This is a genomic window from Xanthomonas sacchari, assembly GCF_040529065.1.
GTDB lineage: Bacteria > Pseudomonadota > Gammaproteobacteria > Xanthomonadales > Xanthomonadaceae > Xanthomonas_A > Xanthomonas_A sacchari.
Genome location: NZ_CP132343.1, coordinates 2938577 through 2960379, shown reverse-complemented (window position 1 = coordinate 2960379; position 21803 = coordinate 2938577). Strand labels below are relative to the sequence as shown.

General features: G+C 69.2%; 28 protein-coding genes. 15 read left to right on the top strand and 13 right to left on the bottom strand.

Features of this window, described 5'->3' with window-relative positions; genetic code table 11:
- The first annotated feature begins 13 nt into the window (after positions 1-13).
- Positions 14-1021 carry a hypothetical protein gene (locus tag RAB71_RS12435; RefSeq protein WP_146095604.1) on the top strand — a complete coding sequence of 336 codons (1008 nt, stop codon included), beginning with the start codon at positions 14-16 and terminating at the stop codon, positions 1019-1021.
- 369 nt (positions 1022-1390) lie between these two features.
- Here RAB71_RS12435 and RAB71_RS12430 read toward each other — a convergent pair whose 3' ends face one another.
- From RAB71_RS12430 to can, 8 genes are all read right to left on the bottom strand, one after another.
- On the bottom strand, positions 1391-1927 hold the full coding sequence (locus RAB71_RS12430; protein ID WP_010342506.1) for a DUF2939 domain-containing protein: 537 nt from the start codon (positions 1925-1927) through the stop codon (positions 1391-1393).
- A gap of 103 nt (positions 1928-2030) precedes the next feature.
- Entirely contained in the window at positions 2031-2717 is a 687-nt protein-coding gene (locus RAB71_RS12425; protein ID WP_010342507.1) for a DUF2461 domain-containing protein, read from the bottom strand.
- Positions 2714-4153, bottom strand: a complete 1440-nt coding sequence (sbcB, locus tag RAB71_RS12420; protein WP_010342508.1) for an exodeoxyribonuclease I — start codon at positions 4151-4153, stop codon at positions 2714-2716. Before sbcB ends, RAB71_RS12425 begins: the two co-directional genes overlap by 4 nt.
- An 83-nt stretch (positions 4154-4236) precedes the next feature.
- Positions 4237-5601 carry an NAD(P)/FAD-dependent oxidoreductase gene (locus tag RAB71_RS12415; protein WP_010342509.1) on the bottom strand — a complete coding sequence of 455 codons (1365 nt, stop codon included), beginning with the start codon at positions 5599-5601 and terminating at the stop codon, positions 4237-4239.
- A 46-nt stretch (positions 5602-5647) separates the two neighbouring features.
- A complete protein-coding gene (gene kynU / locus RAB71_RS12410; protein WP_010342510.1) occupies positions 5648-6919 on the bottom strand; it encodes a kynureninase in 1272 nt (423 codons plus the stop codon).
- A gap of 124 nt (positions 6920-7043) precedes the next feature.
- A complete protein-coding gene (locus RAB71_RS12405; RefSeq protein ID WP_010342511.1) occupies positions 7044-9188 on the bottom strand; it encodes an FUSC family protein in 2145 nt (714 codons plus the stop codon).
- Positions 9189-9219: 31 nt separating this feature from the next.
- Positions 9220-9741 (bottom strand): 3-hydroxyanthranilate 3,4-dioxygenase, encoded by a 522-nt coding sequence (locus RAB71_RS12400; RefSeq protein ID WP_010342512.1) that lies wholly within the window; start codon positions 9739-9741, stop codon positions 9220-9222.
- Positions 9742-9779: 38 nt separating this feature from the next.
- On the bottom strand, positions 9780-10442 hold the full coding sequence (gene can, locus RAB71_RS12395; protein ID WP_010342513.1) for a carbonate dehydratase: 663 nt from the start codon (positions 10440-10442) through the stop codon (positions 9780-9782).
- Between the two features lie 193 nt (positions 10443-10635).
- Here can and RAB71_RS12390 point away from each other — a divergent pair, with 193 nt between their 5' ends.
- The 8 genes from RAB71_RS12390 to RAB71_RS12355 all read left to right on the top strand — a co-directional run bounded on the left by RAB71_RS12390 (position 10636) and on the right by RAB71_RS12355 (position 15351).
- A complete protein-coding gene (locus RAB71_RS12390) occupies positions 10636-11175 on the top strand; it encodes a glycoside hydrolase family 108 protein (protein WP_010342514.1) in 540 nt (179 codons plus the stop codon).
- A gap of 82 nt (positions 11176-11257) precedes the next feature.
- Positions 11258-11836: a DUF2589 domain-containing protein gene (locus tag RAB71_RS12385; RefSeq protein ID WP_175300594.1), complete on the top strand. Its 579-nt coding sequence runs from the start codon at positions 11258-11260 to the stop codon at positions 11834-11836.
- A gap of 12 nt (positions 11837-11848) precedes the next feature.
- The gene (locus RAB71_RS12380) at positions 11849-12475 is read left to right on the top strand and encodes a DUF2589 domain-containing protein (protein WP_010342517.1); all 627 of its coding nucleotides are present in this window, start codon (positions 11849-11851) and stop codon (positions 12473-12475) included.
- A 46-nt stretch (positions 12476-12521) separates the two neighbouring features.
- The gene (locus RAB71_RS12375; RefSeq protein ID WP_010342518.1) at positions 12522-12782 is read left to right on the top strand and encodes a hypothetical protein; all 261 of its coding nucleotides are present in this window, start codon (positions 12522-12524) and stop codon (positions 12780-12782) included.
- Positions 12782-13240 carry a hypothetical protein gene (locus RAB71_RS12370; RefSeq protein ID WP_010342519.1) on the top strand — a complete coding sequence of 153 codons (459 nt, stop codon included), beginning with the start codon at positions 12782-12784 and terminating at the stop codon, positions 13238-13240. The genes RAB71_RS12375 and RAB71_RS12370 overlap by 1 nt, the downstream gene beginning before the upstream one ends.
- Complete coding sequence (locus RAB71_RS12365) at positions 13233-13421, top strand: hypothetical protein (RefSeq protein ID WP_010342520.1); 189 nt, start codon at positions 13233-13235, stop codon at positions 13419-13421. Before RAB71_RS12370 ends, RAB71_RS12365 begins: the two co-directional genes overlap by 8 nt.
- Before the next feature lie 43 nt (positions 13422-13464).
- On the top strand, positions 13465-14262 hold the full coding sequence (locus RAB71_RS12360; RefSeq protein WP_010342521.1) for a hypothetical protein: 798 nt from the start codon (positions 13465-13467) through the stop codon (positions 14260-14262).
- A 171-nt stretch (positions 14263-14433) separates the two neighbouring features.
- Positions 14434-15351 carry a hypothetical protein gene (locus RAB71_RS12355; RefSeq protein WP_199774658.1) on the top strand — a complete coding sequence of 306 codons (918 nt, stop codon included), beginning with the start codon at positions 14434-14436 and terminating at the stop codon, positions 15349-15351.
- A gap of 300 nt (positions 15352-15651) precedes the next feature.
- Here RAB71_RS12355 and RAB71_RS12350 read toward each other — a convergent pair whose 3' ends face one another.
- A complete protein-coding gene (locus RAB71_RS12350) occupies positions 15652-15852 on the bottom strand; it encodes a hypothetical protein (RefSeq protein ID WP_138985740.1) in 201 nt (66 codons plus the stop codon).
- On the opposite strand from RAB71_RS12350, the gene RAB71_RS12345 reads away from it, so the two are divergent.
- Positions 15845-16555, top strand: a complete 711-nt coding sequence (locus RAB71_RS12345) for a response regulator transcription factor (RefSeq protein WP_010342523.1) — start codon at positions 15845-15847, stop codon at positions 16553-16555. The two genes, RAB71_RS12350 and RAB71_RS12345, sit on opposite strands and share 8 nt — an antisense overlap.
- A gap of 74 nt (positions 16556-16629) precedes the next feature.
- On the opposite strand, the gene RAB71_RS12340 is transcribed toward RAB71_RS12345, so the two are convergent.
- From RAB71_RS12340 to asnS, 4 genes are read right to left on the bottom strand one after another with little or no spacing between them, the layout of a single operon-like run.
- Complete coding sequence (locus RAB71_RS12340; RefSeq protein WP_010342524.1) at positions 16630-17250, bottom strand: FMN-binding negative transcriptional regulator; 621 nt, start codon at positions 17248-17250, stop codon at positions 16630-16632.
- A gap of 7 nt (positions 17251-17257) precedes the next feature.
- Entirely contained in the window at positions 17258-17572 is a 315-nt protein-coding gene (locus RAB71_RS12335) for a hypothetical protein (protein ID WP_010342525.1), read from the bottom strand.
- Positions 17569-17874, bottom strand: coding sequence for a hypothetical protein (locus RAB71_RS12330; protein WP_010342526.1), 306 nt, complete (start codon positions 17872-17874; stop codon positions 17569-17571). The genes RAB71_RS12335 and RAB71_RS12330 overlap by 4 nt, the downstream gene beginning before the upstream one ends.
- Before the next feature lie 22 nt (positions 17875-17896).
- A complete protein-coding gene (gene asnS / locus RAB71_RS12325; RefSeq protein ID WP_010342527.1) occupies positions 17897-19291 on the bottom strand; it encodes an asparagine--tRNA ligase in 1395 nt (464 codons plus the stop codon).
- Between the two features lie 133 nt (positions 19292-19424).
- Here asnS and RAB71_RS12320 point away from each other — a divergent pair, with 133 nt between their 5' ends.
- The 5 genes from RAB71_RS12320 to rplI all read left to right on the top strand — a co-directional run bounded on the left by RAB71_RS12320 (position 19425) and on the right by rplI (position 21593).
- On the top strand, positions 19425-19772 hold the full coding sequence (locus tag RAB71_RS12320) for an iron-sulfur cluster assembly accessory protein (protein ID WP_010342528.1): 348 nt from the start codon (positions 19425-19427) through the stop codon (positions 19770-19772).
- Between the two features lie 159 nt (positions 19773-19931).
- The gene (locus tag RAB71_RS12315; protein ID WP_138985741.1) at positions 19932-20090 is read left to right on the top strand and encodes a CbrC family protein; all 159 of its coding nucleotides are present in this window, start codon (positions 19932-19934) and stop codon (positions 20088-20090) included.
- A gap of 185 nt (positions 20091-20275) precedes the next feature.
- Positions 20276-20710 carry a 30S ribosomal protein S6 gene (rpsF, locus tag RAB71_RS12310; RefSeq protein WP_010342529.1) on the top strand — a complete coding sequence of 145 codons (435 nt, stop codon included), beginning with the start codon at positions 20276-20278 and terminating at the stop codon, positions 20708-20710.
- 11 nt (positions 20711-20721) lie between these two features.
- Positions 20722-20952, top strand: coding sequence for a 30S ribosomal protein S18 (rpsR, locus tag RAB71_RS12305; RefSeq protein WP_002804494.1), 231 nt, complete (start codon positions 20722-20724; stop codon positions 20950-20952).
- A gap of 191 nt (positions 20953-21143) precedes the next feature.
- Positions 21144-21593 (top strand): 50S ribosomal protein L9, encoded by a 450-nt coding sequence (rplI, locus tag RAB71_RS12300; protein WP_010342531.1) that lies wholly within the window; start codon positions 21144-21146, stop codon positions 21591-21593.
- Positions 21594-21803: the final 210 nt, after the last annotated feature.

The following is a 21803-nucleotide window of genomic DNA, read 5'->3' as shown; positions in this document are numbered from 1 at the left end:
ACACGAGTCAGCTGTGTCCCCGCCTGCGCACGCGAGCGCAGATCCCGAGGCTGCCACGACTCTGTGGCAGACCACCGTGCCCGGCGTGGCCGCCCATCGACTCTGGCTGGATGAGCGGACCGGGCAGGTGCTGGTCGCGGATGGATGGGGCGTGAGCTTCGGCGCGCTGCGGGTGCGCGCGCTGTCCATGGCGACAGGCGACGAAGTGGCGTCGGTCGCCCTCGGCAACCAGGCGCGGGCCTTCGCCAGCGATGGCGAGGGCAGCGTGCTGGTGGCCACCGATACCAAGCTGTTCCGGCTCGAGGCCGGCACGCTGCGCGTCGCGGAAAAGTGGACGTCGCGCATTCCGCGGTATATCGATCGCCTGCTGCCGCTCGGTGGCCATGTGCATGCGGTCAATGCCCGCTCCGCACAGCTCAGCGCCATCAGTCTGGCGGATGGCAGCGTGCGGCGCAGGGCGCTGGCAGAGGAATTGCAACTGCACGCGACGCCCGATGGAAAGATCCTGGCGGTAGCGGCCGAGGGCAGCGTGTGGTTGGCTGAGCCGGGTCTGCCGCAGCCGCCCAAGCGCATCGCGCGGATACCGCCGATCTGCCACTCGGCGATGGACGGACACGGCCGCCTGTGGCTCTCGCTCGGACCCGGCCGCATCGTCGACGGCAACCGCGTGTCCTGGGCGGCACCGACCGCGAGCGCCGGCTTCATGGACCCGCCGTACACGTCGGTGACAGAGATCGACCTCGGCACCGACTTCTGGAACATCGCGGTCGCTCGCGATGGCCGCATGCTGTCGGTGGCCGCCACCACGGCGACGACGGGCGAGCAAGCGCGGCATGTCCAGACGGGTGTCGCGTCCTTCCGCACCGAAGAATGGGAGCCACACCGCTCGGTGCAGGCGCCGCCGGCGTTCGAGATCGCGCTGATGTTCCCGGACGCCGGATGCGCGTTCGCCACCCGAAGCCTGTGGCGTAGCGCCGGCGATCCGGAAGTGTCCGGGTTGATTTGCCTTCAGCTGTGGTGATTCTCACGTGGCGAGGCCAGGCAGGCAACGCTGGAGAACTACCTGTGTGCGCCTAGTCGAACGGTTGATCAGCCCTGCAGACAACGAAGGGCAGGGCGGCCAGATGTGCCTCTTGTGGGAGGGACTTCAGTCCCGACTGCATACTGCCTGATGAGACATCCGCGTTTCGATCGTCGCGACTGAAGGTCGCCTCTGATCAAGACAGGGCGCACCCGTAGGAGCGGCTTCAGCCGCGACAGCCACGCACGGGCTGCCTCGTCGCGGCTGAAGCCGCTCCTACTAGACAGGACGATGCCAGGCAAAACGGGTTGTTGGAGATGTTCTGAAAGGTGATCCCAGCCTAGCCCAGCCGCAAGCCGCCGCCATCGCCTACAGCGGCAGCAGGATGTTGCTGAGCTTCCAGCGCAGGCCGTCGCGGGTGAACACGAACGGCACCGCGGTGCCATCGGCGGTGTGCACGGTGGCGACGAAGCGCGTGGTCGATTCGAAGCGGTGTTCGGCCTGGCGCAGCGGTTGCGGCGGCCGCGGTGCGGCGTAGGTATCGCCGCCGATGGTGTCGCCGCTGGCGCGTTTCCACAGCGCGTCGCCCTGCATCAGCGCGCCGATGCCGGCCGGGGTGACCAGCGCATCCACGCTCATCCCACCGAGGCCACCGGCCAGCGACAGCAGTGCGCCGCCGAACAGGCTGGACTGCAGGTCGGGTCCGGCGCGGCGCACCAGCGCATCGTCCACCTGGGCCTTCAGGTTCACCCGCAGCGTGGGGAAGTCGACATAGCGCTCCAACGCAGCCGCATCGCGCTCGCGCAGCGCCTGGTCGATGCCGCGGATGGCCAGGTACGGCCCGGCCACGACGTAGCCGCCGAGGGCGAACAGGGCGAGGAACAGCAATGCCAGCCATTTCTTCATGGGATGCCCTCGGTTCGGAGCGGGTTCTCGTGGTTGTAGGAGCGGCTTCAGCCGCGACCGACGCGACCCATGACGCCCGTCGCGTAGGCGAAGCGCTGTCGTTTCAGAACTCCAAGTCCAGCGCAGCGCACAGATAGTCCACGAACGGGGCCAGCGTCTGCAGGTCGGCGGCGATCTGCGTGCGCAGCCGTGGGCCGGTCATGGTGGCGTCGTCGAGCTGGCGCCAGAACACCCAGTTCTTGTGCTTGAGGTCGTCGATGCACTCGAAGTCGGCCGGGAAACCGCGCGGCGGGCGCACCAGCATCTCGCTTTCCTCGAAGTCGAAGCGGCGGCGCAGCGCCGGCGCATGCGCGGCGGCCTTCCAACTGCCGGGATTGTCGAAGATGAACTGGCGCACCTTGCGCTGGGTGTCCGGCTCCGGATGCCACAGCCCGGCGCCGACGAAGCTCTCGCCCGGCTGCAGGTGGATGTAGAACGACGGCGCCGGCACCTGCTTGCGCCGCTCGTGGAACAGGCGCGCGCCCTGCCAGGTCTTGTACGGCGACTTGTCGTGCGAGAAGCGCGCGTCGCGGTGGATGCGGAACAGCGAGCCGCCGACCCCGCGCGGATCGGCGCGGAAGTGCTCGCTGACCTGGGCCAGGTCCGGCTGCAGGTCAGTGATCAGGCGCAGGAACGGCTGGCGCACGTGCTCTTCGTACTTGTGCCGGTTGTCGTTGAACCAGGCCTTGTCGTTGTGCCGCGCCAGGGCACGCAGGAACTTGAAACTGGCGTCGCTGAAATAGCTGGTCATAGGCTGCGTTGCAGGTCGTGGCCCCAGGCGGCCAACTGGTCGAGCAGGGCTTGCTTGGTAGCATCCTGCGGGTGAGCCAGGCGTAAACCGGCCAGTTCCGCGTAGAAGGTGTCGAAGTTCAGTTCGGACAGGCCGCTGTCCTGCTGCAGGCGCTGCCGCCGGTAGTCGTCCCAACGCGACTGCTCGGCGATGGACAGGCTCTGCGGCCAGTTGCGCGCGCGGTAGCGGAACAGCAGTTCGGGCAGGCGCGGATCGCGGAACTGGCCTTCGAGCGCGGCCAGTTGCGCCGGTGGGGTGGCGCGGACCTGGGCCATCGTGCGCTTGTCGCCATCGGCCAGGAAGCCGTCGTACAACGACGCGTCGGCATCCGCCGGTACCGCGGCGCGCTCGCTGGCGAACACCCGCCGCACCTTCTCCGCCAGCGCCGGGCCGGCCTCGCGCAGGCGCTCTGCCTTGGTCAGGAGGTGCGCGGGGTCCAGCCGCAGCCGGGCGAAATCCGCTTCGCGCAGGTGCGCCCAGGCGACCAGTGCGGGCGCCTTGTTCAGATGCACTTCCTTGAGCGGGATGCGCTGTTCGCCCTCGGGCAGGTCGGCCTGCGGGGTGTACAGGCGGTCGGCGATCTGTTCCGGCGAATAGCGCAGCAATGGCTCGATGTCGCCTTCCAGGTCGAACACCAGCACCCGGCTGTCGATGCGCGGGTGCCGCGCCAACGGCAGCACCGGCGCCGCGCACAGGCGCGCGGCCGGATAGCGCATCGACACGTGCAGCACCGGCTGCATCGCCACCGCGTCGAGCAGGCTGCCGCAGAAGCGCTTGTCGCGCAGCTTCAGCGCGTACTCCCACAACCGCGGCTGGCTGCGGCGGAAATGCCGGGCCATGCCGATGGTGGCGTACACGTCGGACAGGGCCTCGTGTGCATCGCCGTCGCGCACGCCGTTGGCCAGCGCCAGTTGCTCCAGCTTGAACGAGGTGGCGCCGTCCTCGCGCTGCGGCCAGACGATGCCTTCCGGGCGCAGCGCGTGCATCAGCCGCAGCATGTCCAGCAGGTCCCAGCGCGAGTTGCCGTTGCGCCACTCGCGTTCGTAGGGATCGTAGAAGTTGCGGAACAGGCCGTGGCGCACGAACTCGTCGTCGAAGCGCAGCGAGTTGTAGCCCAGCGTGCAGGTCTGCGGCCGCGCCATCTGCTCGGCGATGCGCGCGAAGGCCTCGGCTTCGCTGACGCCCTCGCGTAAGGCCTGCTGCGGGGCGATGCCGGTGATGAGGGTGGCGACCGGCGAGGGCAGCAGGTCGTCGGCCGGCTTGACGAAGAAACTGATCGGCTCCTCGATCACGTTCAGCTCGGCGTCGGTGCGCACCGCGGCGAACTGCGCGATGCGCGTACGCCGCGGATCGGCGCCGAAGGTTTCCAGGTCGTAGAAGAGGAAGCTGTCGGGCATGACGAATCGAATGGTGCGAGGCAGGCGAGGCTAGGAGCGTGGGAATGCGTGTAGGAGCGGGTGTCCGGATAGGCTACGCCGGTTCAATGCGCCCCCTCCAGCGGTTCCAGCCGCGCATGCACGATGCGCTCCAGCCACTGCCAGTCGATCCGCGACAGATCGCTGTGGCCCTGCGTGGCCTGGACCAGGATGTCGCGCTGCACCTCGCTGCGTTCCAGCGCCTGCGCGTATGGCGTGCGCAGGAAGGTGACCATGGTGTAGTGCGGCACGAAGCGGGTGGGATGCCGCGCCTGCAGCGCCTGGCCGAGTTCGCGCTGCAGCAGGAAGCCGGCATCGCCGACGCGGTCGCGCATTTCCACGTAGTTCTCCAGCGCCATCTGCTGGATGGCGCCGGCATTGGGCTTGCGCTCGGCCTCGAAGGCGGCATAGGCACGGGCCAGGTCCGGCTCGCGCTGCAGGTGCGCGGCCAGCGCGGCGCAATCCTCGAACGCGCAGTTCATGCCTTGCCCATGGAACGGCACCATCGCGTGCGCGGCGTCACCCAGCAGCACCGCGCGGCCGCCCAGGTGCCAGCGCTCCAGGCGCAGGGTGCCGAGCAGGCCCGGTGGGTGCTGCTCCCAGTGCTCGGCCAGTTGCGGCATCAGCGGCAGCGCATCGGCGAAATCGCGCGCGAACAGCGCCAGCGCCTCCTCGCCGTTGCGCACGGTGGCGAAGCTGGGCTCGCCCTTGTTTGGCAGGAACAGGGTGACGGTGAAGGTGCCTTCGTGATTGGGCAGGGCGATGCACATGTAGTGCCCGCGCGGCCAGATGTGCAGGGCGTTGGGCTCGATGCGGAAGCCGCCGTCGGCGCCAGGCGGGATCTCCAGTTCCTTGTACGAGTGGTCGAGGAACTCGATGTGCTCGGCCATCGGCGCCTTGCGCTGCATCGCCGCGCGCAGCGCCGAGCCTGCGCCGTCGGCGCCGATCATGCTGTCGAAGCGGATGTCGTGCGGCTGGTCGTCACGGTCGTCGATGAAACGCGCATAGCCGGCGTCGAAATCCACCGTGTGCAGGCGCCGGTAGAAATGGATGCGCGCGCCGGCCTGCTCGGCCAGTTGCAGCAGGGTGATGTTGAGGTCGTTGCGGTGTACCGACCAGGTCACCTCGCTGTCGTCGCGGCCATAGCGCTGCAGCTGCTGCTGGCCGTCGGCGAAATGCACCATGCGCCCGCGCATCATCACCGCCTTGGCCATCACCGCGGCATCGGCGCCGGCCTGGCGCAGCACGTGCAGGCCGCGCTCGGCCAGGGCCAGGTTGATCGAGCGGCCGCGCTCGTAGTCGTGCACCCGCGGGTCGCCGCGGCGCTCGTAGACGGTGACCTGCCAGCCCTGGCGCGAAAGCAGGATGGCGAGCAGGGAGCCGGCCAGGCCGGCGCCGATCAGGGTGATGCTGCGGGGGGATGCGTTCAATGCGGTGTCCGGAAGACGCGGCCGCTGGCCGCGCGAAGAAGGCGGCTCAGACGCCGGCCCAGGTTTCCACTTCCTCGACGAAGCGGTAGACGTCGCGGTAGCGGTTGTACAGCGGCACCGGGCTGATCCGGATCACGTCCGGCTCGCGCCAGTCGCCGAGCACGCCGACCGATTGCAGGTACTCGAACAGGGCGCGGCCGCGCTCGCGGCCGCCGGCCACGCGCAGCGACAGCTGGCAGCCGCGTTGCGCCGGGTCGGACGGGGTGATGATCTGCAGGGTATCGGCCAGGCGGGCGCGGATCAGCGTCTCCAGGTAGCCGGTGAGCTGCTGCGACTTCTGCCGCAGCGCGTCCGCCCCGGCGCGCTCGAACAGGTCCAGCGAGGCGCGCAGCGGCGCCATGCTCAGGATCGGCGGATTGCTCAGCTGCCAGCCGTCGGCGCCGGGCGCGGCGACGAACTCGGGCGCCATGCGGAAGCGGGTGCGCTTGTCGTGGCCCCACCAGCCGGCGAAGCGCGGGGTGTCGCCGTGGCCATGGCGCTCATGCACGAACGCGCCGGCGACCGCGCCGGGGCCGGCGTTGAGGTATTTGTAGTGGCACCACACCGCGAAGTCCGGGGCCGCATCGTGCAACTGCAGCGGCACGTTGCCAATGGCGTGGGCCAGATCGAAGCCGACCGCGGCGCCGGCCGCACGTGCCAGCCGCGCCACCGCGGCCAGGTCGAAGGCCTGGCCGGTGCGGTACTGCACGCCCGGCCACAGCACCAGCGCCAGGCGCGGGCCGTGCTCGGCGATGGCGCGTTCGATCGCCGCCAGCGACACGGTGCCGTCGGCGCCGTCGGGCTGCACTTCGATCAGGTCGGTGGCCGGGTCGAAGCCGTGGAAGCGGATCTGCGAGGCCACCGCGTGCTGGTCGGAGGGGAACGCGCCGGCCTCGATCAGGATCGCCGGGCGCTCGCGCGTGGGCCGGTAGAAGCTGACCATCAGCAGGTGCAGGTTCACCGTCAGCGTGTTCATCGCCACCACTTCGTGCGGATGCGCGCCGACCAGCCGCGCCAGCGGCGCGGCCAGCAGTTCGTGGTAGGTCATCCACTGCGTATCGCCGTTGAAATGGCCTTCCACCGCCAGCGACGACCACTTGTCCAGCACCTCCTGCACCGCGGCGCGCGCGCCGCGCGGCTGCAGGCCCAGCGAGTTGCCGACGAAATAGGCCTGGTCCGCGCCCTGGTGCTGCGGGAACAGGAACTCCTGGCGCAGGGCGCGCAGCGGATCGGCGGCGTCGAGGGCGATGGCGTGCTGGCGGGACAGGATCTCGTTCATCGGCATTGGTTCCGGGAAGCAGGGCGAGAGTCTAGAGCGTGAGGGACGACGTGAGGTGACTGCCGGGCGGCGTGGGCGGGCGCTGCCGCGCGGGCCTTGCCGAGCGCGCAGGCCGCGTCGGTGTTCACCCGCTGCGGTGCGCGGTCGCCGGTGGATGTTCCTTGTTGGCCGCGGTCGCCGGCAGCAGCGCACTGCGGACCAGGTGGGTGAGGGTGCCGATGCTGTCGGCGACGCGGTCGCTGGTGTCGCCCAGTGCGGACAGGGCGCCGCCGTCGCTGCCGTCCTGCGGCTGCGCGGCCAGCGCCTCGGCCAGGCGCCGCTCGTCCGCGCGCAGGCTGGCCTGCGGCGGTGGCGTGCCGCTGCGCAGGCCCTCGGCCAGTTCGGTCAGAGCGGCATGCGCCTGCTGCCGGAAGTGCCGCAGTTCCGGCAGCGGCGGCGGTGGCGGCGCATCGCGCAGCACCGCCTCCATCGCCAGCGAGGCGCGGATCAGCCGGTTGCCGTTGGCCAGCACCGATTCGGCCAGGGTCAGTTCGCGCAGGTTGCGCTTGCGCCGCGGCTCGCCGCGCAGGCGTTCGATCGAGGCCTGCGCGTTGGTGCGCGCGGTGCGCGAGGCCGCGCGGGTCTCCGGCAGCGCCTGCAGGCGGCCTTCCAGCACCGCGTCGAGATGGTCGCGGTAGGCGAGCAGCAACTGCGCCAGGATCGCGCGGATGTGCTTGCGCTCCCAGGTCGGCCACAGCGCGTAGGCGGCCAGCGCCAGCGCGCTGCCGAGCACGGTGGCCTGGATGCGCTCGCCGATCGCCTCGCCCGGGGCCATGCCTTCGAACGACAGCAACAGCACCAGCATGCCGGTCAGCGACGCCACGCCGAGCCCGTAGTTGACCTGAGTCAGCAGGCGAAACCCCAGGCAGAACACGGTCAGCAACAGCAGCCGGACCACCGCCCCATCCATCACGAAGTGGGCCAGCACGGTGGCCAGCAGCAGCCCGGCGAAGGTGCCGGCCACGCGTAGCGCGCCGAAGCTGAGGGTGCCGCCGAAATCCGGCTTGAGCACGATCGCAGTGGTCATCGGGATCCAGTAGCCGTGCGGGATCGCCTGCCAGCGCGCGAACAGAACCGCCAGCGCCAGGCATACCCCGCAGCGCAGCGCGTGGCGGAACGCCACCGAGGACAGATTCAGGTTCGCCCGCAAGGTCTGCAGCGGCGCCAGCGGGCGCAGTGCCGCCGGCAACTGCGCTTCGGCCAGTTCGGCCTGGATCTCGCCGCGGCTGCTGGCCCAGCGGCCATTGCGTGCCAGCGCGCGCAGCTGGCCGCCCAGGCCCTGCGCGCGTGCCACCGCGATGCGCAGCAGGCGGCGTTCGCGGGTGTCCTCGGCCTGCGCCTGCACTTGCGCCAGCGCGTCCACCAGATCGTCGAATCCGGTCATCGACGCAGTGGCCGCGTCCGGGTCCTCGGCGCTGTCCAGTGCGTGCGCGAGCTGGTCCAGCACCACCGCGCTGCGCTCGAGCACGCGTTCGATCGGCAGCCGCGCCGGCGACGCCGGCTCCAGGCGTCCGTGCAGGTCGGCCAAGGTCAGCAGTTCCAGCCGCGCGCGTTCGCACAATTCGGCGATGACCCGAAACGCCTGCACCGCACGCCCACGCGAGCGGTGTTCGCCGTGCAGCATCACCATCGCCTCGAGCACCGCCTCGGTGGCCGGCGGCGCCGCGGTCGCGCTCGGCCGCTGGCGGGCGATGCCGGCCAGTTGCCGCATCAGGTCGGCCAGCGCGAAGCGCTCCGGGCGGTAGCGCTGCAGCGGCCAGGCCGCCAGCGCCATCAGCATCTGCAGCACGCCGCCGGCGAAGATCAGCGTGGCCACGCCCACGCTCTGCAACGGCGGCAGGCGCACGTCGGCACTGACCACCAGCAGGATCATGCTGGTCAGCCCGACCCGCGCGGCCACCGGGCCCAGCGCCACCAGCAGGCCGCCGCCGAGGCCGAGCAGCAGCGCGCACAGCGCCAGCGCCACGGTATGCGCACCGATCAGCATGCCGAGCAGCGCGGCGATGCCGGCCGCCAGCGCCGCCATCAGCATGCGCTGCATCCGCGCCCGGTACGGGCCGGGCTGGTCGGAAAACATGGTGTTGAGCGCGCCGGTGGACACCGCCAGGCCCAGCTCGGCATGGCCGGCGGCCACGCCCAGCGCCAGCGGCGCGACCACCGCGGCGGTGTTGCGCAGAGCCACGCGCACCGGCACGTCGCGCGGCTTGAGCGCGATCAGGCTGCGCAGCATTGCGGTCCCGAGAGGCGCGGGCGCCAGGCGATCACGGCGCGGCGGCCGCCGGCAGCGGATGCACGTGGCCGCAGCGGGCGCAGGTGCGCAGCGCTTCGGAAGCATAGAAGCGCGCGAACACCGGTGGGAAGTCGGTCTCGATGTCCTGCAGCGGGAAGTAGGCTTCGTGCAGCAGGTGGTTGCAGCGCTCGCAGAACCACAGCAGGCCGTCCTGCTCGTGCGGCAGGCGTCGCCGCTCGATCACCAGGCCGACCGAGTCGGGCCCGCGCTGCGGCGAGTGCGGCACCTTCGGCGGCAGCAGGAAGGTCTCGCCGGCGCGGATCGGGATCTCGCGCACCGCGCCGTCTTCCTGGATCTTCAGCACCATCTCGCCTTCGAGTTGGTAGAACCACTCCGGGCCTTCGTCGTAGTGGTAGTCGCTGCGCGCGTTCGGCCCGCCGACCACCATGACGATGAAGTCACCGGCATACAGGCACTTGTTGCCCACCGGCGGCTTGAGCAGGTGGCGGTGGGCGTCGATCCAGGCGTGCAGGTTGAGCGGGCCAGGCAGCATGCGGGTTCCTTGCGGAAAGGGGCGGAGCGGCGGACCGCTCAGCGGTCCTCGCGGTCCTGGCCGATCCGCGCCAGGGCGGCGTCGTAGCGCGGGACCAGGTCCTCGATGCGGTCCAGTTCCATGCCCAGGTCGTGCACGCGGCCGTCGCGCAGGCTGTAGACCCAGCCGTGCACGGTCAGTTCCTGGCCGCGCGCCCAGGCGTCGAGCACGATCGAGGTCCGGCTGACGTTGACCACCTGCTCGAGCACGTTGAGCTCGCACAGGCGCGCATGCTGCACGTTGAGGTCGCCGGCCTGCTGCAGGCACTGCTCGTGCTTCTCGGCCACGTCGGTGACGTGGCGGATCCAGTTGTCGACCAGGCCCAGCCGCGCGCGGGTCAGGCCCGCGTGCACGCCGCCGCAGCCGTAGTGGCCCACGACCAGGATGTGCCGCACCTTCAGCACCTCCACTGCGAACTGGATCACCGACAGGCAGTTCAGGTCGGTGTGCACGACCACGTTGGCGATGTTGCGGTGGACGAACACCTCGCCCGGTGCCATGTCGATGATCTGGTTCGCCGGCACCCGCGAATCGGAGCAGCCGATCCACAGGTATTCCGGCGTCTGTTGCTTGGACAGACGGCTGAAGAAATCCGGGTCTTCGCGGCTGATGCGATCGGACCAGGCGCGATTGTTGCGCAGGAGTTCGGCGATTTTGCTCATTGCCGGCCATTATCCCAGAAGCCCGCGGCCGGCGCGCGGCCCGCGCCCATGCAGCGCCTGCATGCCTGGCTTGCGGATGCGCGCGGCGGCTCAGTGCGCAGGCGCCGCCGGATCGGGCTTTTGCCGATCCCGCCGACGCGGGCCGCTGCGCAGACTTCCTCCACGCCCACACCGGGCATCAGCGGAGGATCCCATGGCCGACTTCAACGCATTCTTTCCGACCCTGCTCAAGCACGAGGGTGGCTTCGTCAACGATCCGGTGGACCCGGGCGGTGCCACCAACAAGGGCGTCACCATGGCCACGTTTCGCCTGTACGCCAAAAGCCTGCTGCAACTGGAGCCGACCCTTGACAATCTGCGTGCGCTCACCGACGCGCAGGCCGGGGTGATCTACAAGACCTGCTACTGGAATGCGGTGCATGGCGACGAGATCGCGCTGCAGCCGCTGGCCAACATCCTGTTCGACTTCCAGGTCAACGCCGGCAACAACGCCATCAAGCTGCTGCAGCGCGTGCTCAACGCGCAGACGCCGGCGCTGAAGCTGCCGGAGGACGGCAAGTTCGGTTCGGCCACCCTGGCGGCGCTGAAGGCCGCCGACCAGCGCGATCTGTACGCACGCTACAAGCAGGGCCGGCGCGACTACTACCAGCGCCTGGTCGCGGCCAAGCCGCCGCTGGGCAAGTTCCTCAAGGGCTGGCTGGCGCGCACCGACTCCTTTCCTGACCTGACCTGAGCTGACCTGAGCGAGCGCGCCCGGCGCGCGCCGCCGATCCGCCGCCGTCGCCGACGGTGGCCTTCCTTCTCCCGGAGCGACCATGGCTGGACCGACCGCATTGAACGACCTGATCGAAGCGCTGGCCGGCGCGGTGATCGAGGCGCAGGACCGCATCGAGCAGCACCAGATGGCCAACCTCGGCGACTACTTCGACGAGTTCCACCGGCCCAAGAGCGTGATCATCCGCCTGCCGTCGCAGCACCCGCAGGCGGCCGAGGGCGACGAGGACTACTACCGCGCGCCGCTGCTGCCGCTGGTCTCGACCAACGTGCTGCGGATCAAGGACGTGGAGATCAGCTTCGATGCGCAGCTCGGCGACCTCGGCGGCCTGCAGTCCGCCGACGGCTTCTTCGCGCCGGAATCGCCCGGCCCGCAGGCGGCCTGGCAGGCCAAGCGCACCGCCACCCGTTCCAGCGTGCGCGTGGATACCAGCGCCAGCGCGCGGAGCCAGCGCCAGAGTGCCGTCCACGTCGTGTTGCGCGTGGAAGGCACCGAACCGACTGACGGAGCGGCCAGATTGCTCAACCATCTGGCGCAGACGCAGGGCGTGTTCAAGACGGTCATGGCCGACAAGCCGGACGTCGCGGGCACGGACGATGTAACCAATCCCACCAACTAAGGAGTCACTGCAATGGCTGACGAACTCGTCAACATGTCAAGTCAATTCAAGGGTCTGCCCATGGGCGACCTGATCGGCGGACCGCTGGATGCGGCCTGCGACGCGCAGGTCAAGCTGGCCCGCGCCACCGCCGATTTCATCCGCGTCATCGGCTTCCTGCCCCCGACCGATCCCAAGGATCCGCAGGGCACCGGCGCGACCCGCACCGCCAGCTTCCGCTTCAAGCGGCCGGTCGACGATCCGGACAATGCCGGCGGCATCGCCGAGGAAGAGGTCGAGCTGGAAGTACCGCTGCTGGCCATCGTCAACGTGCCCAGCCTGAGCATCCAGACCGTGGACGTCACCTTCGACATGGAAGTGAAGTCGTCCTTCTCCTCGAAGGAAAAGACCGATGCGTCGGCGTCGATGTCGGCGGACGTGGAATACGGCTTCGGCCTGTTCAAGGCCAAGGTGCACATCCAGGGCTCGGTGGCCACGAGCAAGGAGAACACGCGCAGCTCGGACAACTCGGCCAAGTACCACGTCTCGGTGCATGCCGCGGACAAAGGGCCGCCGGAAGGTCTGGCGCGGGTGCTGGACATCCTGCAGACCGCGGTGGCCCCGCGCAAGGTCGGCAAGCCGGTTGCGGTCACCCCGTAATCCGCTAGCGATCCGTTGAACCATCTCGTCGGGGGACTCGTCAACCATGTTCGACCTCACTGAAGTCAAGTTCGTCAAGCGGGTCGTGGTCGGTAGCGACAACCCGACGCAGATGCAAACGCCCGAGCAGATCGAAGCGGCCCGGGCCCTGCTCAACCGATGTCTGAGCGATTCGCCCAAGGGTGCGATCATCGGCACCGAGAAGAATTTCGCCGTGCTGCAGATCGGCGAGCACCAGGTGGTGATGCAGTGGCTGTGCTACCACGTGGGCTTCCCGCGCAAGCCCGGCTGGCTGACGGACGACTGATGGCCAGGCTGCGTTGCGACTTCGACCTGCTGCTGCAGGGATTGTCGGCGGCCTTGCTGGATGCGCAGCGGCGCTGCCGGGCGCGCCACGAGCGGGCGCTGCGCGCATGCTTCGGCGCCGCCGAGACCGTGCAGGTGGTGACGGAGGAGGCCGAGCCGCCGGCGTTGCAGATCCCGCTGTGGGAACTGCGTGCGTGGCAACTGCCGCAGATCGGCGAACTGGCCCTGTCCTTCGATGTGGAGCTGGAGGTGGTGGAGATGCCGGACGAGGCGCCGCGCCTGCTGCTGCAGGTGTCGCCGCGAAGGCCGCGCCGGCCCGGCCACCGCCTGCAGATCCTGTTCCGCGGCACCCATACCCCGGTCGGCGAGGTGCTGTTCGACGGGCAGCAACTGAAGCTGTGGCACCTGTCCGAACCGGCCACCCCGCACGACCCCGACCAGGAGACGGCGCATGCGTAGACACGGCTTTCTGCTGTCGCGGCACGACACCGACCTGTGGTGCCGAGAGCTGCACATCGACCTGCGCTCGCTGGCCCGCGCGCAGCGCTTGCGCCGGCGTCGACGGCGGGCGCTGTGGCTGCTTGCGGCCCTGTTGCTGGCGGCGGCCGTGGTGGCGCTGGTCTGGTTCGGCCTGCACTGACCGCACCGTTCGTTTCCCTTTCGTATTTCCAGAGGAGAGTCGCATGCGTATCCGTTCGCGTGGTGTTGCACATTTCCCGCTTTGGCTGGCGCTGTGCCTGGCCTTGCCATCCGCTGCCGACGCCGCGCCGCAGGCGGGCACTGCGGCCAAGCCGGGCGCGGCGGCCAACGCCGAGGCGCTGCCGGCTGGCCAGTGGAGCGGCACCCTGACGCTGGAGGCACAACCGCCCGGTGCGGAGAATCTGGTCGCGCTGCGCCTGATCCAGGGCAGCGGCCAAGCCAGGCTCGCCTTCGGCTCGCCGCTGAACTGCAACGCGCTGGTCAAGTCGCAGAGGGCTGGCGGCTTCGTCCTGGACTCGATCAACGGGGGAGCCTACTGCGACAAGTTGATGGGCAAGCCGCTGCGCGTGCAGCGCAGTGGCGACGACCTGCGGCTGTTCGTCGACGGTAAGGCCCTGCTGGTGGTGCTGCACACCGATCCTGGTCGGCCCAGTCCGCTGACGGGCACATGGCAGGGGCTGGACTCCGGCGGAAAGATCCTCGAAAAGCCGACCCTGGAGGTGACGGTCTCGTCCAGCCCGCAGGCGCCAGGCAGTCCCACGGTGGAGCTGCACTACGGCACGCCCTGGGGCTGCAAGGTGCAGGCGCGCTACGTTGGCATGCGCGCGGATGCGGCGGTGTATTCGCTGGACATGAACGACCAGGGGCACTGCGCGGAACTGAGCGACGGCCGTCTGGTCTTGCGTGCAACGCCGGACGGGGGCGTCAGTCTCCAGATCGCCGGCAAGGCCGGGAAGTCCCCACACGTCGTGCCGCTGAAGCGCGTGTCCGCCAGCCGGTAATCCGTGGCGCATGCGCGCCGGCCGTCGTTTCCGTCCAGGAGTGAAGCAATGAACGTCTGGATCAAGACACTGGCCGGCGCGTTGCGGCGCCGGCTGACCGCGGCCCGCAGTGGCGTGCCGCGGTTGCCGCCGCCGGGCATCCTGCCGCAGTTGCTCGCCGAGTGCGAAGCGATGGCGCGCTATGCGCTGGAGCACGGCTTGGCGGTGCCGCCGGAACTGATCGCGCGCCTGTCGGTGCTGGTGAGCGTCGGTTCAGCGGAGGGCGCGGCCGGCGACAGCGACATCGAGCCGCGCGCGCACGAACTGGCGGTGACCCATCGGCGGCTGGCGCAACTGATCCGCCCGGCGACACCGCAGGCGGTGTTCCTGCTCGATGCCGAGCGCCGCCGCCCGCACTGGGCGATCTTCCTCGGTCCGCTGCCGCTGGTGCGCGCGCTCACTGCCACCTCGCTCGTGTTCCTGTTCCTGGTGGTGGCCACGGCGTTGTCCAGCAAAGTCAGTGCGGACAACGTGCGCCTGGGATTCCTGGATTCGTCCGGCAGCGTGCTGCTGTGGAACGCGCTGTTTCTGTTGTTCTGCGCCGGCCTGGGCGCCTCGTTCTCCTCGCTGTTCCAGGTGCACCGCTACGTCGCCGACGCCAGCTACGACCCCAAGTACGACGCCTCCTATGGCGCGCGCATGATCCTGGGCCTGATCGCCGGCCTGATCCTGGTCGAAGTGCTGCCGCCGGACCTGTTCGAGACCGGCAGCATGCGCAGCTTCGGCAAGCCGACCCTGGCGATGCTGGGTGGCTTTTCCGCCACGGCGGTGTACCGCCTGCTGCAACGCCTGGTCGATGCCATGGAAACGCTGGTGCGCGGCGACACCTCGGCGCAGGCGCAGGCCTCGCTCGAGGTACAGCGTGCCAGCAACGACACCGAGCGCATGCGCTGGCAGGGCGAACTGGCCGCGCAACTGATGGCGCTGCAACAGTCGATCGAGGCGGGCACGCCGCCAGCGGCGGTCCAGCAACGTCTCGCCGAGTTCGCCCGCGCGATGCTGCAGGTGGAAGCCGCGCGGCTGCCGCCCCCATCAGCGTCGTCCGACTGAAGCGCGCCTCTCCTCGCGAACCGGACCACACGCAGGAACGGCGTGTAGCCGCGACCGGCGTGGCCGGGCAGCTCCATCGCGGCGGATCCCGCAGAACTGGACGCGCGCCGCTCCACAAGACCTCGTGTCGCGCGGCGAAGCCGGGCGTTGGACGTGCCCGGATGGCACTCGCGTGGCGTCCGCACCGCACGCGCCCTCAGCATCGATCGCGGCGCAGGACTTCGGTCTGCGTCACAGGCCGAGCGCGCTAGCACGAGATTCTGTCTACGAAACTGGACGAATGCGGTAATTCGCACAATTTCAGCTGTCCTCCTCGCCCATATCAGCCTGAACCCGATGGCTGCCATCGCGCAGCGTGACAAGCTGGGGGCGCAACGCAAGCGCGGGTTCAGCGCTGTCGCATCGGTTGAAGAAAAGGGGCGCGTCGCGCTGCATGGGACGCGGGTTACCGCGCGGTCGCGCGTTGGAGATCCATTGCGAACACAGGTAGAGAATGAACACACGTATCGTGATTGCCGCCGAACGCAGCATCGTGCTGGAGGGCATGGTCGCCCTGTTGAACAACACGTCGGGCATCGAAGTGGTCGGCCACGCGGTCGACGGATTGGAGTGCGTGCAACTGGTGACCCGACGGCAGCCGGACGTCGTGCTGATGGACGTGATGCTGCCGGGCCTCAACGGTATCGAGGCCACCCGCCGGCTGCTGCAGCGCAGCCCGCGCAGCAAGGCGATCTGCATCGCCGCCTCCGACGCCGCGGCCAACGTGCGCGCGGTCATCGATGCCGGCGCCAAGGGCTACCTGGCGCGCAACAGCACCTTCCACGAATTGCTGCGCGCGATCCAGCAGGTCGGCAACGACCAGTTGTACATCAGTCCTCAGCTGTCGCAGTCGCTGGTCAGCGAGTACCGCTGTCCGCCCGGCGATGCGGTCTCGGCCTACACGCTGCTGACCTCGCGCGAACGCGAGATCGTGCAGTTGCTGTCCGAGGGGCTGTCGACCAAGGAGATCGCCGCGCGCCTGCACATCAGCGTCAAGACCATCGGCACCCATCGCGAGCACATCATGCTCAAGCTGGGCATGCAGAGCATCGCGCAATTGACGCGCTATGCGATCCGCGAAGGCCTGTCGCCGCTGGAAGGCGGCAGGGCCAGTGCGCGTCGTGCCGAGCGCGACCGTCAGGGGCCGGCCAGCCGTTGTGGGTGAGGCGACGCGCGCCATGGCGGCGTAGCCGGCGACGACGCGCGTTCCCGTCGGCCACGCTACGTGGCGACGTGGGGTCAGTCCGGGCGACGCGCGCGCATCAGCGCCGCGACGGCTTGCGCGCCGGAGTTTTCCTGGGCCTGCAACGCCTCCCGCACCGCAGCCTGGTTCGCCGGCGGATGGTTCTGGCTGAGCTTGAACTTCAGCTCGACCCGCTCGACCTGGAAACGGAAACCGACGATGCCGCGCAACTGGCGTCGGTGCGCGTCGTTGTCCGGCTCGTAGCGCCAGTCGCTGCCCAGCGCGCGCTCGTGGCGTTCGCTCAGCCGCGCCACCACATCGGCCAGCAGCGCTTCGTCGTCGCTGGCGTGCAACTGCCCGTGCAGGTGCGCGGTGGCGTAGTTCCAGGTCGGCACCCGCGCCATCGCCTCCTTGTCCGGGTACCAGCTTGGCGAGACGTAGGCGTGCGGGCCGTGCACGATCAGCAAGGCCGGCCCGGCGTGCCGCGCCTGCGGGTTGGCGCGCGACCAATGGCCTTCGACCAGGATGCGTTCACCGTCGCGCCGGTACAGCACCGGCAACGGCGTGGCGCAGGGCAGGCCGTCGGCGACGGTGACCAGGGTGGCGAACGGGTTGTCGGCGATCAGCGCATCGAGCGCGCCCAGGTCGCGTTCGGCGAAGGCGGGTGGAACGTGCATCGCCGGATCAGGCGCGCGCGCCCAGGGTCTGGGTCATGCGCCCGCGCAGGCCGGCATCGTCGTCGGCCTGCGGCGGCGACACCTCGCCCAGCGAAAAGCCGCGCGCCCGCGCATCGTCCTCGTCCAGGCCGTCGAAGGCGACGAACTCGGCGTCGAACAGGGCCGCGCGGGCGGTGTCCTCGCTGTCGTAGCTGAGGGTGTTGCCATCGCTGTCCAGCACCTCGGCGGTGCCGGCGGCGCGCACGCGCAGGCGCGCCCATACCAGCAGGCGGCCGAGGCTGGCCAGGTACCACTGATCGTGGGCGGGAGAATCTGAAGTCATGGAATCACCAGGGAAAGCAGCCAGAGCAGGGCGGCCATGCCCAGGCCGAAAAAGATGGTCAGCAGCGACAGCCAGGCCGGCGTCGCCAGGCCGGACAGCCCGCGGTCGCCGAGCGGACGGTAGCGCCGCGCCAGCAGCCAGCCCAGCGCGACCGGCTTGAGGAAGGCGCCCGGCCCGAACGCCGCCACCAGCGGTGGATGGCGGTCGCGGATATGCACCAGGGTCAGCGGCCAGAAGATCAGGAACGCGCTGGCGCCGGCGATCGCCACGCCGACGAAGCACAGCGCGAAAAACAGGATCATGGCGTGCGCTCCCCGGCTTGCCTCAGAACTCGGCGCTGCCCGGCGCGCGCGGGTAGGGGATGGCGTCGCGGATGTTGCTCAGCCCGCACACGTACACCACCAGACGCTCGAAGCCCAGGCCGAAGCCGGCGTGCGGCACCGTGCCATAGCGGCGGAAGTCGCGGTACCAGCCGTAGTGCTGCGGATCCAGGCCGAACTGCAGCATGCGCGCGTCCAGCACGTCCAGGCGTTCCTCGCGCTGGCTGCCGCCGATGATCTCGCCGATGCCCGGCGCCAGCACGTCCATCGCCGCGACAGTCTTGCCGTCGTCGTTCAGGCGCATGTAGAACGCCTTGATGTGCTCGGGGTAGTTGGTCACCACCACCGGCCGGCCGACGTGCTGCTCGGTCAGCCAGCGCTCGTGCTCGGTCTGCAGGTCCAGGCCCCATTCCACCGGGAACTCGAACTTCTGCCCGGACTTCTGCAGCAGGCTGATCGCGTCGCCGTACTCGATGCGCTCGAACGGCGAGTTGATGAAGGTCTCCAGCTTGCTGATCGCGGTCTTGTCCACGCGCTCGGCGATGAACGCCAGGTCGTCGGCGCGCTCGTCCAGCACCGCGCGGAACAGGTACTTGAGGAAGTCCTCGGCCACGCGCGCATCTTCGGCCAGGTCGGCGAAGGCGATCTCCGGCTCGATCATCCAGAACTCGGCCAGGTGGCGGGTGGTGTGGCTGTTCTCGGCGCGGAAGGTGGGGCCGAAGGTGTAGACCTTGCTCAGCGCCAGGCAGTAGGCCTCGACGTTGAGCTGGCCGGACACGGTCAGGAAGGTCTCCTTGCCGAAGAAGTCGCGGCCGAAGTCGACCTGGCCCTGCGCGTCGCGCGGCAGGTTGGCCAGGTCCAGGGTGGAGACGCGGAACATCTGTCCGGCGCCTTCGGCGTCGGAGGTGGTGATGATCGGCGTGCTGATCCAGGAATAGCCGTTGCTGTGGAAATAGCGGTGCACCGCCTGCGCCAGGCAGTTGCGGATGCGCGTCACCGCGCCGAACAGGTTGGTGCGCGGGCGCAGGTGCGCGACCTCGCGCAGGAACTCCGGCGACATCGGCTTGGGCTGGATCGGGTAGGTCAGCGGGTCCTCGACCCAGCCCACCACCTCCACCGCGCTGGCCTGGATCTCGTACGACTGGCCCTTGCCCTGCGACTTCACCAGCACGCCCTTGGCGATCAGCGAGCAACTGCCGGTGAGCCGCTTGACCTCGTCGAAGTTGGGCAGCGCGTCGGTCGCCACCACCTGGATCGGGGCGAAGCAGGAGCCGTCGGTCACGTTGATGAAAGCCAGTCCGGCAGATCCGCGCAGCGTGCGCACCCATCCCCGCACCGTGACTTCGCCGCCTTCCGGGATCTTCCCGGCCAGCGCATGTGCAACGCTCACCACCGTCATGACTTGAATCCTCGCCGCAGCGACTCGATATGGAAGGGGCAAGTGTACTGGCTGAAGCGCGGCGCTTGCGAGGCATGCGGCGATCGGTCGCCGTCCTTCCTATAATGTCCGTTCGCAGTCGCCGGAGTTCGTCATGGCCATCCGTCTCACCCCCGTCGCCCACGCCCGCGTGCAGCGCTTCGTCGCGCAGACGCCAGGCGCCCTGGGATTGCGCTTCGGCGTCGAGCGCACCGGTTGTTCCGGCTGGGGCCACGTCACCGACCTGGCGCGCGAGGCGCGTGCGGACGATGCAGTGTTCGAGCAGGACGGCGTGCGCATCTACGTCGATGCGACCAGCCTGCCGCTGGTGGACGGCACCGAGATCGACTTCGCCAAGCAGGGCCTGGGCGAGACCTTCGTGTTCCGCAACCCGAACGCCACCGCCGAATGCGGCTGCGGCGAGAGCTTCACCACCGACGCCGCGCACGCCGGCGCACCCTGAGCGTCGCCGCTGCGGCCAGGCGGCCTCCTCCAGGAGGGCGCAGGGCAGGGCGGCATCGGTTCGTATTCAACTGCCTCAGTTCCTTCATCACCCAAGCGCCTCTGCGCTGTGCTTCGCGCAGGGAGACGGCGTCTGCGACTGCTGCGGTGAAACCCGCGCATGTGCTACCAGGGACCGTTCTACTGCGCCGGCGTCGCCCCGCAGTCTGTGTGTCCCTGGTGTATTGCCGACGGCCGCGCGGCCCGTTGGCTGCCTGTTCCGCTGCCTGCAGGGCAGCCAGCATCGCCTGTATGCACATGGACTGATCTAAGCCGTTGATTCGATTGGTTTCGTCCGCTGCAGTGGCGTCCCTGTCCCGCACCGGGGATGGCTGGCTTGTCGGTGAGTGGGCATCTCGGTCATAATGTGCGGCTTCCTGCCTTCCCGGCAGGAGTCCTTGCCCCACCGCCGTCGCACCGCGGGGGGCTGTCCGGCCGCAAGGCCACATCCGAAAGGTACACACCATGAGTCGTCATTACGAAATCGTGTTCCTGGTCCACCCGGACCAGAGCGAGCAGGTCCCGGCCATGATCGAGCGCTACAAGTCGCTGGTCGAGAACGGCAAGGGCACCATCCACCGTCTGGAAGACTGGGGCCGCCGCCAGCTGGCGTACCCGATCCAGAACCTGGTGAAGGCCCACTACGTCATGCTGAACATCGAAGTGGACCAGGCCGTGCTGAGCGAGCTGGTCGAGAGCTTCCGCTTCAACGACGCAGTGCTGCGCCACCTGGTGATCAAGCGCGACGGCGCCGACACCGAGCAGTCGCTGATCATGAAGAGCAAGGACGAGAAGGCCGACAAGCCCGAGCGCGGTGAGCGCCGTCGTCGCGACGACGAAGAGGGCGATGCGCCCGCCGCCGCCACCGAAACCGACGGCGACGCCGCCGAAGCCGCCTAAGGAGCATGCTCATGTCCAAGTTCTTCCGTCGTCGCAAGTTCTGCAAGTTCACCGCCGAGGGCGTCAAGGAGATCGATTACAAGGATCTCAACACCCTGCGCCAGTACCTCACCGAGAACGGCAAGATCGTGCCGAGCCGCGTGACCGGCACCAAGTCCAAGTACCAGCGTCAGCTGGCCACGGCCGTCAAGCGCGCGCGTTTCCTGGCGCTGATCCCGTACACGGACAACCACGACGTTTAATTCCGGGTTTCCCGGAGCGATACGGCCCGCACCCTCCGGTGCGGGCATTCAAGCGAAGTCTGGCGATTAGAAAAGTGCGGTGTCGATCGGGCGCAATCCCGATTCCCCATCCCCAATCCCGGCTTCTCCTATTCGGACAGCACCCGTTGCGGCGGCCGCGTGCCGACGCTAACGAATAACGGAGCAAGACCATGCAACTGATTCTTCTGCAGAAAGTGACCAACCTGGGCGGCCTCGGCGACAAGGTCGACGTCAAGCCGGGCTACGGCCGCAACTACCTGGTGCCGCAGGGCAAGGCCGTGCCGGCCACCGCCGCCAACATCGCCGAGTTCGAAGCCAAGCGCGCCGAGTACGAAGCCAAGGCCAAGTCGATCCACGACGACGCCGAAGCCCGCGCCGCCAAGCTGGAAGGTGCCAGCGTGACCGTCAAGGCCAACGCCTCCACCGAAGGCAAGCTGTACGGCTCGGTCGGCCCGCGCGACATCGCCGAGGCCTTCACCGCCGCCGGCATGCCGCTGGAGAAGGGCGAAGTGGTGCTGGGCGAAGGCGCGTTCCGCAACATCGGCGAGTACGAGGTGCTGGTGCGCCTGCACGCCGACGTGGAAACCACGGTCAAGGTCGTGGTCGAAGCCGACGCCTGATCCCTGCGTCATCGCTGTACCGACACGGGCACCGCAAGGTGCCCGTGTCGTTTTTGCCGACCTGCGCCACCTGAGTGTGCCGTGCTGCCCTGGCCGGTGGGTCGCGGTCGCCCGCGTATGCGACCGCCGTCGCATCGCCGCCGCCCGGCGCCGGCCGCCCCAGTGCCGCGCGGGGGCCGCTATACTCAGCGACTCGTGTCCGATGTCGGC

Coding starts and splice junctions, on each gene's coding strand:
- RAB71_RS12430 (WP_010342506.1), bottom strand. CDS start 1,927: ATGAAGAAATGGCTGGCATTGCTGTTCCTCGCCCTGTTCGCCCTCGGC.
- RAB71_RS12425 (WP_010342507.1), bottom strand. CDS start 2,717: ATGACCAGCTATTTCAGCGACGCCAGTTTCAAGTTCCTGCGTGCCCTG.
- sbcB (WP_010342508.1), bottom strand. CDS start 4,153: ATGCCCGACAGCTTCCTCTTCTACGACCTGGAAACCTTCGGCGCCGAT.
- kynU (WP_010342510.1), bottom strand. CDS start 6,919: ATGAACGAGATCCTGTCCCGCCAGCACGCCATCGCCCTCGACGCCGCC.
- RAB71_RS12405 (WP_010342511.1), bottom strand. CDS start 9,188: ATGCTGCGCAGCCTGATCGCGCTCAAGCCGCGCGACGTGCCGGTGCGC.
- RAB71_RS12400 (WP_010342512.1), bottom strand. CDS start 9,741: ATGCTGCCTGGCCCGCTCAACCTGCACGCCTGGATCGACGCCCACCGC.
- can (WP_010342513.1), bottom strand. CDS start 10,442: ATGAGCAAAATCGCCGAACTCCTGCGCAACAATCGCGCCTGGTCCGAT.
- RAB71_RS12390 (WP_010342514.1), top strand. CDS start 10,636: ATGGCCGACTTCAACGCATTCTTTCCGACCCTGCTCAAGCACGAGGGT.
- RAB71_RS12385 (WP_175300594.1), top strand. CDS start 11,258: ATGGCTGGACCGACCGCATTGAACGACCTGATCGAAGCGCTGGCCGGC.
- RAB71_RS12380 (WP_010342517.1), top strand. CDS start 11,849: ATGGCTGACGAACTCGTCAACATGTCAAGTCAATTCAAGGGTCTGCCC.
- RAB71_RS12375 (WP_010342518.1), top strand. CDS start 12,522: ATGTTCGACCTCACTGAAGTCAAGTTCGTCAAGCGGGTCGTGGTCGGT.
- RAB71_RS12370 (WP_010342519.1), top strand. CDS start 12,782: ATGGCCAGGCTGCGTTGCGACTTCGACCTGCTGCTGCAGGGATTGTCG.
- RAB71_RS12365 (WP_010342520.1), top strand. CDS start 13,233: ATGCGTAGACACGGCTTTCTGCTGTCGCGGCACGACACCGACCTGTGG.
- RAB71_RS12360 (WP_010342521.1), top strand. CDS start 13,465: ATGCGTATCCGTTCGCGTGGTGTTGCACATTTCCCGCTTTGGCTGGCG.
- RAB71_RS12355 (WP_199774658.1), top strand. CDS start 14,434: ATGGCGCGCTATGCGCTGGAGCACGGCTTGGCGGTGCCGCCGGAACTG.
- RAB71_RS12345 (WP_010342523.1), top strand. CDS start 15,845: ATGAACACACGTATCGTGATTGCCGCCGAACGCAGCATCGTGCTGGAG.
- RAB71_RS12340 (WP_010342524.1), bottom strand. CDS start 17,250: ATGCACGTTCCACCCGCCTTCGCCGAACGCGACCTGGGCGCGCTCGAT.
- RAB71_RS12335 (WP_010342525.1), bottom strand. CDS start 17,572: ATGACTTCAGATTCTCCCGCCCACGATCAGTGGTACCTGGCCAGCCTC.
- RAB71_RS12330 (WP_010342526.1), bottom strand. CDS start 17,874: ATGATCCTGTTTTTCGCGCTGTGCTTCGTCGGCGTGGCGATCGCCGGC.
- asnS (WP_010342527.1), bottom strand. CDS start 19,291: ATGACGGTGGTGAGCGTTGCACATGCGCTGGCCGGGAAGATCCCGGAA.
- RAB71_RS12320 (WP_010342528.1), top strand. CDS start 19,425: ATGGCCATCCGTCTCACCCCCGTCGCCCACGCCCGCGTGCAGCGCTTC.
- RAB71_RS12315 (WP_138985741.1), top strand. CDS start 19,932: ATGTGCTACCAGGGACCGTTCTACTGCGCCGGCGTCGCCCCGCAGTCT.
- rpsF (WP_010342529.1), top strand. CDS start 20,276: ATGAGTCGTCATTACGAAATCGTGTTCCTGGTCCACCCGGACCAGAGC.
- rpsR (WP_002804494.1), top strand. CDS start 20,722: ATGTCCAAGTTCTTCCGTCGTCGCAAGTTCTGCAAGTTCACCGCCGAG.
- rplI (WP_010342531.1), top strand. CDS start 21,144: ATGCAACTGATTCTTCTGCAGAAAGTGACCAACCTGGGCGGCCTCGGC.